The sequence below is a fragment of the uncultured Brevundimonas sp. genome (assembly GCF_963977465.1).
Taxonomy (GTDB): domain Bacteria; phylum Pseudomonadota; class Alphaproteobacteria; order Caulobacterales; family Caulobacteraceae; genus Brevundimonas.
Genome location: NZ_CAXBOQ010000006.1, coordinates 213,932 through 225,854 on the forward strand (window position 1 = coordinate 213,932; position 11,923 = coordinate 225,854).

At 68.3% G+C, this 11,923-nt stretch carries 12 protein-coding genes; 7 read left to right on the forward strand and 5 right to left on the reverse strand.

The genetic code is table 11. From position 1 onward, the window contains the following. The first annotated feature begins 13 nt into the window (after positions 1 to 13). Positions 14 to 946, forward strand: coding sequence for an NAD(+) diphosphatase (gene nudC / locus AAC067_RS14055; RefSeq protein WP_339933477.1), 933 nt, complete (start codon positions 14 to 16; stop codon positions 944 to 946). Here nudC and AAC067_RS14060 read toward each other — a convergent pair. Next, positions 943 to 1,674, reverse strand: coding sequence for a 3-deoxy-manno-octulosonate cytidylyltransferase (locus AAC067_RS14060; protein ID WP_339933478.1), 732 nt, complete (start codon positions 1,672 to 1,674; stop codon positions 943 to 945). The two genes, nudC and AAC067_RS14060, sit on opposite strands and share 4 nt — an antisense overlap. Before the next feature lie 152 nt (positions 1,675 to 1,826). On the opposite strand from AAC067_RS14060, the gene AAC067_RS14065 reads away from it, so the two are divergent. Beyond that, positions 1,827 to 2,501, forward strand: a complete 675-nt coding sequence (locus AAC067_RS14065) for a c-type cytochrome (protein ID WP_339933479.1) — start codon at positions 1,827 to 1,829, stop codon at positions 2,499 to 2,501. 59 nt (positions 2,502 to 2,560) lie between these two features. Here AAC067_RS14065 and AAC067_RS14070 read toward each other — a convergent pair whose 3' ends face one another. Both AAC067_RS14070 and AAC067_RS14075 read right to left on the reverse strand, forming a co-directional pair. Beyond that, positions 2,561 to 3,409 (reverse strand): NlpC/P60 family protein, encoded by an 849-nt coding sequence (locus tag AAC067_RS14070; protein WP_339933480.1) that lies wholly within the window; start codon positions 3,407 to 3,409, stop codon positions 2,561 to 2,563. A 54-nt stretch (positions 3,410 to 3,463) separates the two neighbouring features. Then, complete coding sequence (locus AAC067_RS14075) at positions 3,464 to 4,867, reverse strand: leucyl aminopeptidase family protein (protein ID WP_339933481.1); 1,404 nt, start codon at positions 4,865 to 4,867, stop codon at positions 3,464 to 3,466. A 100-nt stretch (positions 4,868 to 4,967) separates the two neighbouring features. On the opposite strand from AAC067_RS14075, the gene AAC067_RS14080 reads away from it, so the two are divergent. From AAC067_RS14080 to thrS, 4 genes are read left to right on the forward strand one after another with little or no spacing between them, the layout of a single operon-like run. Next, positions 4,968 to 5,792: a tetratricopeptide repeat protein gene (locus AAC067_RS14080; protein WP_339933482.1), complete on the forward strand. Its 825-nt coding sequence runs from the start codon at positions 4,968 to 4,970 to the stop codon at positions 5,790 to 5,792. A 17-nt stretch (positions 5,793 to 5,809) separates the two neighbouring features. After that, positions 5,810 to 6,280 carry an iron-sulfur cluster assembly scaffold protein gene (locus AAC067_RS14085; protein ID WP_339933490.1) on the forward strand — a complete coding sequence of 157 codons (471 nt, stop codon included), beginning with the start codon at positions 5,810 to 5,812 and terminating at the stop codon, positions 6,278 to 6,280. Between the two features lie 44 nt (positions 6,281 to 6,324). Continuing rightward, positions 6,325 to 6,567 (forward strand): membrane protein insertion efficiency factor YidD, encoded by a 243-nt coding sequence (gene yidD, locus AAC067_RS14090; protein ID WP_339933483.1) that lies wholly within the window; start codon positions 6,325 to 6,327, stop codon positions 6,565 to 6,567. Between the two features lie 3 nt (positions 6,568 to 6,570). After that, entirely contained in the window at positions 6,571 to 8,493 is a 1,923-nt protein-coding gene (gene thrS / locus AAC067_RS14095; RefSeq protein ID WP_339933484.1) for a threonine--tRNA ligase, read from the forward strand. A 79-nt stretch (positions 8,494 to 8,572) separates the two neighbouring features. Here the strand turns inward: thrS and AAC067_RS14100 are convergent, their stop codons facing one another. Then, a complete protein-coding gene (locus AAC067_RS14100) occupies positions 8,573 to 8,950 on the reverse strand; it encodes a hypothetical protein (RefSeq protein WP_339933485.1) in 378 nt (125 codons plus the stop codon). A 152-nt stretch (positions 8,951 to 9,102) separates the two neighbouring features. Between AAC067_RS14100 and AAC067_RS14105 the strand changes: the two genes are divergently transcribed. Beyond that, entirely contained in the window at positions 9,103 to 10,446 is a 1,344-nt protein-coding gene (locus tag AAC067_RS14105) for an ATP-binding protein (protein WP_339933486.1), read from the forward strand. 16 nt (positions 10,447 to 10,462) lie between these two features. Here AAC067_RS14105 and lpdA read toward each other — a convergent pair whose 3' ends face one another. Continuing rightward, a complete protein-coding gene (gene lpdA, locus AAC067_RS14110) occupies positions 10,463 to 11,857 on the reverse strand; it encodes a dihydrolipoyl dehydrogenase (protein ID WP_339933487.1) in 1,395 nt (464 codons plus the stop codon). Positions 11,858 to 11,923: the final 66 nt, after the last annotated feature.

Sequence of the window (11,923 nt, forward strand, 5' to 3'; positions counted from 1 at the left end):
TATGAAGGCGGTCATGCCTCTTACCGCCCTGAACACCTTCGCCGGCAATCCCCTCGACCGGGCCGGCGATCTCCGCAACGATCCCGACTGGCTGGCCGGACGGGAGGCTGATCCCGAGGCCATCGCCCTCGTTCTGTGGGAGGGGCGGCCGCTGATCGAGGATCACGCCGACGGCCCCCGCCTGGTCTGGTTGTCCCTGAAACACGCGCGCGACATGATCCCCGACCGCGACGTTTTCCTCGGCCTGTGGAAGCAGGCCCCGGTGTTTGCGGTCGAGTTCGAGGGCTCGATCGACCCGGCCACCGGCCCGGTGGCCGGTCTGGGGGCCTTTCATGAAATGCGCGAGGCAGGCGGATTGCTCAGCGAGGCCGACGCCGCCATGGCCGGGGTGGCCAAGTCCCTGTTCGACTGGCGTCGTCGGCACGGCTTCTGCGCCGCCTGCGGCATCGAATCGGAAACCGCCTGTGGCGGCTGGAAACGCATTTGCCCGGCCTGCGGGGTCGAACATTTCCCGCGCGTCGACCCGGTCACCATCATGCTGCCGGTGTTCAAATCGCCCGAGGGCGACCGCTGCCTGCTGGGCCGTCAGGCCGCCTGGCCCGAGGGCCGGATGTCGGCCCTGGCCGGATTCCTCGAACCCGGCGAATCGATCGAGGAGGCCTGTGCGCGCGAGATCGAGGAGGAGGCGGGCCTGACGGTGACCGCGGTCCGCTACCATTCCAGCCAGCCCTGGCCGTTTCCGTCACAGCTGATGATCGGCCTGATCGCCGAGGTGTCCGACGACAATGCCGCGCCCGACCAGACCGAACTGGAAGCCGTAGCCTGGCTGACCCGCGACGAAGCCCGCGCCGTCCTGGCCGGCACCCATCCGGCGATCAAGGCCCCGCCGCGCGTGGCTATCGCCCGGACCCTGCTGCAGGCCTGGATCGACGGCTTCGACATCTAGGTCACTGCGGCCAGTGCCCGGGCCGCAGCCAGGTCGTCGGCATTATCGACCGACAGCGGTGCCTCAGCGATGACGGCAGCCCAGATCGATAATCCCATCTCCAGCGCCCGCAGTTGCTCCAGCTTCTCGCGGCGTTCCAGCGGCGACGGCGGCGCGGCGCAGAACCGCATCAGCGCCTCGCGCCGATAGCCGTACAGGCCGATATGACGCCATACGGGTCCGTCCCCGAACAGGGTCGACCGGGTGAAATACAGGGCGCGCCCGTGATTCTCTCCCTCGGTCAGGGCGACCACGGCCTTGATCACATCGGGGTTCGACCGGTCCGCGACCTCGGCCTCGGGCGCGATCAGCGTCGCGATGTCGCAGTCTGGCTGCCCATGCAACAGGGCGGCGCAGGCCGTGGCCAGACCCGGATCCGCGAACGGCATGTCGCCCTGCAGATTGATCACCGCATCGTGGCGGCCCTCGGGATCGATTGCCTCCAGCGCGGCGCGGATCCGGTCCGAGCCCGACGGCAGGTTCGGATCGGTCAGCACGGCCCGTCCTCCGGCGGCTTCAATCACCGCGACGATCTCGGGATCGCCTGCGGCCACGGCGACCGGCAGGCCCGAGGCGACCGCCTGCCGCCAGGCCCGGACGATCATCGGCACCCCGCCGATATCGGCCAGTGGCTTGTCCGGCAGCCGGGTCGCGGCCATCCGTGCGGGGATCAGGACCAGAGGGTTCATGGGGTTGTTTTCACCCTGCGACGCCCGGACAGGCTCGGGCCATTTGCGCAGGCCGCGCTACCGTGTAAGAGACGGCCACGCAAGGATAAGCCCCCAGGACCGGCCAGTGACCGATCTTCCGGAGGGGCCCAGAAACGGGATGCGACGACGCTATGAGCGGCGATCTGAAGTGGAACAAGATTTTCGGCGCGGGCCTGGGGACGGTGTTTGCCATCCTCGTGGTCCAGCAGGTCGCCGGTATGGTCTATAAGACCGATGCCCCTGAAAAAATGGGGTATTTCGTCGACGCGCCGGAAGAGGCCGCCGGCGGTCCTGCTGAGGTGGTGTTGCCGCCGGACTGGGGCACGATCCTGCCGACCGCCGACCTCGCCGCCGGTGAAGCCGCCTTCGCTCGGTGCCAGGCCTGCCACACCATCAACGCCGGCGGCGCCAACGGCGTCGGACCGAATCTTTACGGCGTCGTCGGTCGCGCCGTCGCCAGCCATGCCGGGTTCGCCTATTCCGATGCGATGACAGGGCACACCTCGGTCGATCCGACCTGGTCGCTGGACGCGCTGGACCATTTCATCACCGCCCCGGGACGCTACGTTCCCGGCACCAAGATGTCGTTCGCCGGCCTGCGGGACACGACGACCCGGGTCAATCTGATCGCCTATCTGCGTTCACAGGGCTCGGCCGGCTTCCCGATTCCCGCACCCGACCCCGCACGCCAGCCGCCGGTCCCCGGTGCGGAAGAGCCCACTGCGGGTCCGGCCGATGGAGCCGAAGCGCCAACCGACAGTATCGCCGACACGGCTGCGGTCCAGGCAACGCCCGTCGCACCCTGACTTCATTCAGGGTTCAAACTTCAGGAAGGCGGTCCTCACGGGCCGCCTTTTTTATTGTTCTAGAGGGTGACCCGCCGAAACAGGGGGGCATCCGAACCGGCTGCCCGTTCGCGGCCGTCGGCCTCGGCCAGGGCTTCGACCGTCACACCACCATGATGGCGGGTCGCGTGGACGATCCGCTCGCCGTCGATCATCACACCGGAATGGTCAGCCCAGACCACCAGATCACCACGACGCAGGGCCGCCGCCTCGACCGGGCGGCCCAGATCGGACTGACCGTCGCGAAAACGCGGTCCGCCCAGGCCACAAGCATACAGCGCCTGTTGCACCAGGCCGGAACAGTTGGTGCCCAGGGCGGTCCGGCCGCCCGGCATGAAGGGGGTGCCGACGAATCGCTCGGCCGCCTCGCCCGGATCGGCATCAAACCGGTCCAGAGGGGCCAGATGACGGACGGCGATCCAGCCGACGCCCGGCACCTCGACGCGGCCGTGAGCGGACTCGCCGGTCGTGACCAGGGCGTTGAGCGGCAGGGACGCGACACTGTCGGCGGAGGTCGCAGCGGCGTAGACCGGACTGATCAGGGTGCAGATGCGGTGGGTCGGGGAGGTCACTGTCTCCGACAGGGTCTCGACATCGACCCAGCCGACGACGCCGTCGCGACGGGCGCGGCCCCAGACATGGCCGTGCTGGCGATCCAGGCAGTCGAAGCCTTCGCCGAACACCAGTTGATCTGTCTGTTCGCCGTCCGCACCGGCTGTGGCTCGTATCGGGGTGACGGCGACGACGCACTGCATCGGGGTCACCGGCCGGTAGGCTGCAGCGCGCACGAGGCCTTCCAGCGCCTGCTCGGCCAGATCGGGCCGGGCGAGCGTTGTGCGAGGATCCGAGGCGGCAGCGAAAACGGTCAAACCGAAGTCCGTACTGTTGAACCCTTGTATTGACTCAGGAAACCGAAAACCCCGTTAACGCGCTGCGGAATAGCGTCGCGCCAGCATGGCATGACAGGCCCGTATCGCCTGGGCCGCGCCGCCCTCGGGCCAGCCGGGCCGGGCCCGGGGGTTCCAGGCGAAGATGTCCATATGAGCCCAGACTCCGGTCTCGGGCGCGAAGCGTTGCAGGAACAGGGCGGCGGTAACCGATCCGGCCTGGGCCCAGGCCGCCGAATCGTTGCGGACATCAGCCAGTTCGCTGTCGATCGACGCGCGATAGCCCGACCACAACGGCATCCGCCACAACGGGTCGTGCACCGCCCGTCCGGCCTCCAGCAGTTCGTCCGCCAGCGTGTCGTCCTCGGTATAGAGCGGCGGCAGGTCCGGCCCCAGGGCGATTCGCGCCGCGCCGGTCAGGGTGGCGAAGTCCAGCGTCAGGTCCGGCTTATGCTCGCCTGCCCGGCACAGGGCGTCGGCCAGAATCAGCCGGCCTTCGGCATCGGTATTGCCAATCTCGATGGTCAGGCCCTTGCGACTGTTCAGCACATCGCCGGGCCGGAAGGCGTCGGCCGAAATGGCGTTCTCGACCGCCGCCACCAGCACCACCAGCCGCACCGGCAGCTTCGACTGCATCACCAGCCGCCCCAAGGCCAGGGCGTGGGCCGCGCCGCCCATGTCCTTCTTCATGTTGCGCATCCCGGCCCCGCCCTTGATGTTCAGGCCGCCGGAATCGAACACCACCCCCTTGCCGACCAGGGCCACCAGCGGCAAGTCGGTTCGGTCGAGGTTCCAGCCGATCTCGATGATGCGGGGCTGGCGCGCCGGCGAGGCGGCCCGGCCGACCGCATGGATGGCCGGATAGTTGGCCTCCAGCAGGGCCTCACCCTCGGTCACGGCGATGGTCGCCTTGCTCTCACTGGCGATCTCGCGGGCGATGGTTTCGATCTGCAGTGGCCCCATGTCGGCGGCCGGGGTGTCGACCATCTCGCGGGCCAGGGCGCATGCGGCGGCGATGCGCAGGGCGGCGGCCACATCCATGCCCTTGGGTGCGACCAGCTGGGACCGTTCGCCCCCCGGCCGGGCCCGGTAACGATCGAAGCGGTAGCCGCCCAGGGCAAAGGCCAGAGCCGCCGCCTCGGCCTCGGTGCCATTCACCCCTTCCAGCCGCCACAGACCGGCCGGCAGGCGCGCCGCCAGCGCGCGGGCCGAGTTCGGGTCGAAGGACTCCCCGGCCCCGAACAGGGCCCCGGCCACTGCCCCGTCCGGCCCCGGCAGGATCAGCAGTTGACCGGTCTTGCCGGTGAATTCGTGGGCTCCGGCCCAGGCGGCGGTCGCTGCACCGCCGAGCCCGTCCAGCGGCCCGTCCTTGAGGACGATATGCACCGGCAGGCTCCCGGCGGCTCCGGCCACCAGCAATTCGGGATGAAGGACGGACATCAGCGACGCCTTTCCGGCCCGTCGTCGGGCCGATTAACCAAAGGTTGACGTGAACGCGCGAGTCTTGAGAGCTCGCCCGGAATTTTCACGGATGACTCTCATGTCGCCCACCCTCGCCAAGGCCGCAACTGTCTCCGCCATTCTGGCGCTGACTCTCGGCGTCGTACCGGCCCTTGCCGGTGACCCGTCGGCTACGCCACAGGCGCAGGCCGCTCCGGCTGTCCGCGCACCTGCCTCGGCCGCGGTCCGCGCCGGCTATGAGCGGATGGATCCGCTGGCCCGGTCGCTGTTCTGGACCGGCGAGATGGAGATCAATCCCGCCGACCCCGTGGCTGGTCCCAGAGCGGCCCAGGCCCTGCGGGAATTGGGTCGCTACGACCAGGCCGCCGAGGCGGCATCCAGGACGCTGGTGGCCCAGCCGGCCAACTATGACGCCCTGCTGGAGCTGGGCCGGGCGCATATCGCCCGCGGCCAGGCCTTTTACGGCATCGCCGCGCTGGAGCAGGCCCGCGCCATCCGCCCCGATGACTGGCGGCCACTGTCGCTGCTGGGGGCCGCCTACCAGCAAGTGCGCCGTCCCGAGGACGCCCGTATCGCCTGGAACGAGGGCCTGCGCCTGTCGCCCGACAATCCCGACATTCTCAACAATGTCGCCATCGGCTGGCTGACCGCCGGGGATCCGGCCGCGGCCGAGACCCTGCTGCGCCGGGCCGTGGCCCAGCCGGGGGCCAGCCTGCAGGTTCGACTCAACCTGGCCATGGCCATGGGTCTGCAGAACAAGATCGCCGAGGCCGAACAGATGCTGCGCCGCGACCTGCCGCCGGAGCAGGCCGACCGCAACATCGCCTGGCTGCGCAGTCGCACCGGCGGGGTCACACCGGCCTCAACGACCGCCCGCACCTGGACCTCGCTCCAGGGCTCCTGATCGCCTATATGGGTGGCATGATCGACGCGCTCTACAGTGCCCATATCCTCAGACTGGCGGCCAACCTGCCCCACGCCGGACGCCTGCCCACGCCCGACGGCACGGGCGAGCGGGTGGCCAAGCTGTGCGGTTCGAAGGCCGTGGTCGACGTGGTTCTGGACGATCAGGACCGCATCGTCGCCTTCGCCCAGGACATCAAGGCCTGCGCCCTCGGCCAGGCCGCGGCCGGGGTGCTGGGCGAATCCGTGATCGGGGCCGGTGCCGCAGACATCGAAGCCGCCCGGGACGCCATGCTGACCATGCTCAAGGCCGGCGGCGAGGGTCCTTCCGGCCGGTTCGAGGGCCTGCGTGCCCTCAAACAGGTGGCCGACTATCCGGCCCGGCACGCCTCGACCCTGGTGGCGATCGAAGCCACGCTGGAGGCGGTTCATGCCGCCGTGGCCCGCAAGGCCCCCGACACCCGAACTAGTCTCGCCGGTGCGGCCTGACGTCGGTTGCCCGATCCCCCTGCGCGGGGGATAAGCAGTCCGACATGGCCCCCGGCAAAACCCTTTACGAACGCAGTGTCCGCGCGGCCCATCGGGGCTACAAGCTGACGCTGTCCCCGCTGATCGGGCAATCGTGCCGCTTCATGCCGACCTGTTCGGACTATGCGGCCCAGGCCCTGATCCAACACGGACCTGCACGGGGCGGCTGGCTGACCGTCAAACGCCTGTGCAAATGCCATCCTTTCGGACAATCGGGTTACGACCCGGTTCCACCAGTTGAAGACTGAGCCATGATCGATCTGAAATTCCCCGACGGTGCCGTGCGCCAGTATCCCGACGACGCCACGGGCCGTGACGTCGCCACCTCGATCTCGCCGTCGCTGGCCAAGAAGGCCGCATTGATCGAGCTGGACGGCAAACTGCTGGACCTCGACGCCCCGGTCGGCGGGTCCGGGGCCCTGCGCATCATCATGCGCGACGCGCCTGAGGCGCTGGACACCCTGCGTCACGATGCCAGCCATGTGATGGCCGAGGCGGTCCAGGCCCTGTTCCCCGGCACCCAGGTCACGATCGGCCCGGCCATCGAGGACGGCTTCTATTACGACTTCGCCCGCGATGAGCCGTTCTCGACCGACGACTTTGCGCGGATCGAGAAGAAGATGGCCGAGATCGTCGACCGCGATCAGAAGATCCGCCGCGAGGTCTGGCCGCGCGACGAGGCGATCCAGCATTTCGAGTCGATCGGCGAGACCTACAAGGCCGAGATCATCCGCGACCTGCCCGAGGGCGAGGACATCAGCGTCTATTTCCAGGGCGACTGGAAGGACCTGTGCCGCGGGCCGCATTTCCCCTCGACCAAATTCGTCGGCAAGGCCTTCAAACTGACCAAGCTGGCCGGGGCCTACTGGCGCGGCGACCATCGCAATCCGCAGCTGCAGCGCATCTATGCGACGGCCTGGGCCTCGCAGGCCGACCTCGACGCCTATCTGCTGCGCGTCGAGGAGGCGGAGAAGCGCGACCACCGCAAGATCGGCCGGCAGATGGAACTGTTCCACATGCAGGAAGAGGGCCGGGGCATGGTCTTCTGGCATCCCAAGGGCTGGGTGCTGTGGCGGGTGCTGGAGGACTATATGCGCCGCCGCCTCGATGCCGCCGGCTATGTCGAGGTCAAGACGCCCCAGGTGCTGGACCGCACCTTCTGGGAGAAGTCCGGTCATTGGGACAAGTACCGGCCCAATATGTTCGTGTGCGAAACGGTCGAGGGCGAAACCCTGAGCCTCAAGCCGATGAACTGCCCCGGCCATGTGCAGATCTTCGACCAGGGCCAGCGCTCCTATCGTGAACTGCCGCTGCGCATGGCCGAGTTCGGGGCCTGCCACCGCTATGAGCCGTCCGGTGCCCTGCACGGCCTGATGCGGGTGCGTGGCTTCACCCAGGACGACGCCCACATCTTCTGCCGCGAGGACCAGATCGTCGAGGAGACGTCGCGCTTCATCGACCTGGCCCGCAGCGTCCACGCCGATCTGGGCATGGAGACGGCCTATATCAGCCTGGGCACCCGGCCCGAGGTGCGCGCCGGTTCGGACGAATTCTGGGACAAGGCCGAAGCCCAGATGGCCGAGGCCGCCCGCGCCGCCGGGACCGAGCCGGTCGTCACCGAGGGCGACGGGGCCTTCTATGCGCCCAAGCTCGACTTCGTGGTCAAGGACGCCATCGGTCGCGAATGGACCTGCGGCACGATCCAGCTGGACTATGTCCTGCCCGAACGTCTGGGCGCGGAATATATCGGCGAGGACGGCCAGAAGCACCGGCCGGTCATGCTGCACCGGGCCATCCTCGGCAGTTTCGAGCGGTTCATCGGCATCATGATCGAGAACTATGCCGGGGCCTTTCCGCTGTGGTTGGCTCCGGTCCAGGCCGTGGTCGCCACCATCACCTCGGACGCCGACGACTACGCCCGCGAGGTCACCGCCAAATTTAAGGCGGCCGGTCTGCGGGTCGAGTCCGACCTGCGCAACGAGAAGGTCGGCTACAAGGTGCGCGAACATTCGGTCGGCAAGGTCCCGGTCATCGCCGTGGTCGGCCGCAACGAGGCCGAAAAGGGTGAGGTCGCCATCCGCCGCCTCGGCTCCCAGGCCCAGACGGTTGTGTCGGTCGAGGAAGCCATCCGCCTGCTGACCGAAGAGGCGACCCCGCCGGATTTGCGGGGCTAGGGCCACACCCGCCTTCGCGGGGATGAGCGGAATTTATCGAGACCCTCTCCCCCGGGAGAGGGGCTTTCCCCCGCTGTCGTCAGCCGCCGGCGAAGGCGGCACCGAACTTGCCGTCGGCTTCGGCACCGATGCCCCAGTTCAGGGTCGTGCCGCCGGTAAATTTGACGGCGTAGCGTTCGAGCCGGCCGTCGGCACGATCCTCGCTGCTGAGGAATGTCATGGATTCGATCGGGCCCAGCGACTGCAGCCCGGTCGACATGGCCGCGATCTGCTGGGTGCAGGCGGCGAGCAGCTGTTCAGCCATGATATCGGCCGGGCAGCGCCCCTGGGTGGTTTCAGTGATCATCCGCTCCAGCGCCGCCTGGTAGCGGGCCTCGTCAGGGGCGGTCTGCGCCTGGGCACCGCCCGCCAGCATCGCCGCCGCGGCAAGCGCCGTCATCATCAAGGTCACGCGCATGGGGTCCTCCTGAATGCGGCAGTCAGGATGCCGCGAGTGGCGCATCCACTCAAGGGGAAGCGCGAAAGCGCCCTGCGCGTCGGGATACGGAAAGGCCGATTCACCCCCCCTTAGGATTGATCGGTGATCCTGCTCCTCTTGAGGAGATCAGAATGACGTCGACATCGGCCGCAGCGGGACTGCCGGCCCCGCGGCTGCACCGGCTCATCGCCGCCGGTCATCTCCGCTACTGGATCATCGCCGCCTGGGCCCTGCCGTTGTGGGCGACCGCCTCATGGCGGGTGGCGCTGGCCTGGTTCGTCGTCACCACCGCCCTCGGTCTGGTTCGAACCCTGGTTGAGTCCCGTCTGACCGGCCGGGACGCCGGGTCACTGGCGCGGCTCAAACTGGCCGTCGCGACGGTATCGTGCACGGCGTGGGCCGGCGCGCCGCTGCTGGCAATTCTCTATGGGGGTTCGCTCGGGCCCACGGTCGCCGTGGCGCTGCTGGGGGCCGGCTACACGCTGGTTTTCACCCAGATGCGCGCCGCCCCGCGCGAGGCCCTGATCGTTTCCACCCCTTATACGGTGCTGGTCATCGGCCTGATCGCCGGACTGTGGGGCACGCCCGGATTCTGGATCGCGCTCAGCGTAGTCCCGGTGGTCGGCATGGCCCTGCTGATCAAGGTGGTCATCACCCAGATGAAGGACAGCGAGCTCAGTGCCGTCAACCTGGCCCAGGCCGCACTGATTGAGGACCTGGCGGCGGCGCGCGATCGCGCCGACGCGGCCAACGCCGCCAAGTCACGGTTCCTCGGCGTGATGTCCCACGAACTGCGGACGCCAATGAACGGCGTCCTCGGTGCCGCCCAGGTGCTCCAGACGACCGGATTGAACACGCGTCAGACCGACATGGTCGAGGTCATCCTGTCCTCGGGCGACAATCTGATGGCGCTGCTGAACGACATCCTCGACGTAACCAAGATCGAGGCCGAACGGATGACCCTGGACCAGGAAATCGTCGACACCCATGGTCTGGTCGAGCGGCTGATCGGCCCGTTCCGCGCCCAGGCCGAGGCGCGCGGCGTCGGCTTCGTCGCCGAGACCCGGGGCGTGTTGCCCGCCACCCTGACCCTGGATCCCCTGCGTCTGTCGCAGATCACCCACAATCTGCTCGGCAATGCGATCAAATTTACCGAGGCCGGGACGGTGACCCTGACGGTCACGGGCACGCCGGGCGACGACGGCCGGTCGACGCTGGAAATCAGCGTGGCCGATACCGGCATCGGCATCACCGCCGCGGACATCGACAGCCTGTTCCAGCCGTTCGTCCAGGTCGACGGGTCCTCGACCCGGCGGTTCGGTGGGACCGGTCTGGGCCTGACCATCTGCCGGAAACTGGCCGGGCTGATGGACGGGGACATCACGGTGCGTTCGGTCCCGGGTGAGGGCTCGGTCTTCACCTTCCGCGCCGTGTTCGAGCACGGCGGGTCGGAGCGGCAATCCGCCGCCGCCTGACCGGTGTCCGACTGACCTAGATGTGGATGGCGTGGCCGAGGGCCCGCAACGACGCCTCGTGGAAGGCTTCGCCGAGGGTCGGGTGGACGTGGATGATGCCGGCGACGTCTTCCAGCACTGCCCCCATTTCGAGCATCTGGGCGAAGCTGTTGGACAGTTCGGCGACGTGCTGGCCGACGGCCTGGACGCCGAGCAGGCGGTGGTCGGACTTCGACGCCAGCACGCGGACGAAGCCGCCGTCGTCGCCGGCCTCGATGGCCAGGGCGCGGCCGATGGCGGCCAGCGGGAAGACAGCCTGAATGACGTCGTCACGGCCCTCGACGTCGAGCGGACCGAGGCCGGCGGAGACGATCTCCGGCTCGGTGAAACAGACGGCGGCGATGGTGACGGGATTGAACAGCTTGTCATGGCCGGCGATGCGCTCGGCCACGACCTCGCCCTGGGCGCTGCCCTTGTGGGCCAGCATCGGTTCGCCGGTCAGGTCGCCGACGGCCCAGACGTTCTTCATCGAGGTGGCGCAGCGGTCGTCGATCTTCACGAACGGCCCGGCCATGGCCACGCCCATGTTTTCCAGACCCCAGCCCTGAGTGCGCGGGCGGCGACCGACGGTGACCAGTACCTTGTCGGCCTTGAGCTTGATGGCCTTGCCGTCCTTGGTCGTGGCGTTGAGCTGGCCCTTTTCGAACGACCCGGCCTTGGCGCCGAGATGCAGGTCGACACCGTGCTTCTCCAGCCATTTCTGGACCGGGTCGGTCAGGGCCTTGTCGTAGAGCGGCAGCAGGCGGTCGGCCATTTCGACGATGGTGACCTCGGCCCCCAGCTTGCGGAAGGCGATGCCCAGCTCCAGCCCGATATAGCCGCCGCCGACCACGACCAGTTTGTTCGGCACCTTGTCCAGCGACAGGGCCTCGGTCGAGGAGATGACGTCGCCGCCGAATTTCAGGAACGGCAGTTCGACCGGCTCGGAGCCGGTGGCGAGGATGACGTGTTCGGCCGAGATGGTGATGTCGCCGTCGGCGGTCTTGACCGTGCAGGTCTTGGCGTCGGTGAAATGGGCCCAGCCCTTGATGACCTTGACCCTGGACTTCTTCAGCAGGGCCGCGACGCCGGTGTTCAGCTTCTTGACGATGCCGTTTTTCCACGCCGTGGTCTGGGCCAGATCGATGGCCGGCTTGGCCGCGGTGATGCCCAGCGTCCCGCCGTTGGCAGCCCTAGACACGGTCTCGAATTTCGAGGCCGCATGGATGATGGCCTTGGACGGGATGCAGCCGACATTCAGGCAGGTGCCGCCGAGGCCGTCGCCGCCGTCGACCAGCACGGTCTCGAGGCCCAGCTGGCCGCAGCGGATTCCCGCGACATAGCCACCGGTGCCGGCGCCGATGATCAGGACTTTGGTTTTGATCTGCTGCATTTCACTCGCTCACCAATCTGACCCCTCTCCCGTTGGGAGAGGGAGGGGCCCGCCCGGCATAGCCGG

Coding starts and splice junctions, on each gene's coding strand:
- AAC067_RS14085 (WP_339933490.1), top strand. CDS start 5,810: ATGATCGACGCGCTCTACAGTGCCCATATCCTCAGACTGGCGGCCAAC.
- thrS (WP_339933484.1), top strand. CDS start 6,571: ATGATCGATCTGAAATTCCCCGACGGTGCCGTGCGCCAGTATCCCGAC.
- AAC067_RS14075 (WP_339933481.1), bottom strand. CDS start 4,867: ATGTCCGTCCTTCATCCCGAATTGCTGGTGGCCGGAGCCGCCGGGAGC.
- AAC067_RS14100 (WP_339933485.1), bottom strand. CDS start 8,950: ATGCGCGTGACCTTGATGATGACGGCGCTTGCCGCGGCGGCGATGCTG.
- AAC067_RS14080 (WP_339933482.1), top strand. CDS start 4,968: ATGTCGCCCACCCTCGCCAAGGCCGCAACTGTCTCCGCCATTCTGGCG.
- nudC (WP_339933477.1), top strand. CDS start 14: ATGCCTCTTACCGCCCTGAACACCTTCGCCGGCAATCCCCTCGACCGG.
- AAC067_RS14060 (WP_339933478.1), bottom strand. CDS start 1,674: ATGAACCCTCTGGTCCTGATCCCCGCACGGATGGCCGCGACCCGGCTG.
- lpdA (WP_339933487.1), bottom strand. CDS start 11,857: ATGCAGCAGATCAAAACCAAAGTCCTGATCATCGGCGCCGGCACCGGT.
- AAC067_RS14065 (WP_339933479.1), top strand. CDS start 1,827: ATGAGCGGCGATCTGAAGTGGAACAAGATTTTCGGCGCGGGCCTGGGG.
- AAC067_RS14105 (WP_339933486.1), top strand. CDS start 9,103: ATGACGTCGACATCGGCCGCAGCGGGACTGCCGGCCCCGCGGCTGCAC.
- yidD (WP_339933483.1), top strand. CDS start 6,325: ATGGCCCCCGGCAAAACCCTTTACGAACGCAGTGTCCGCGCGGCCCAT.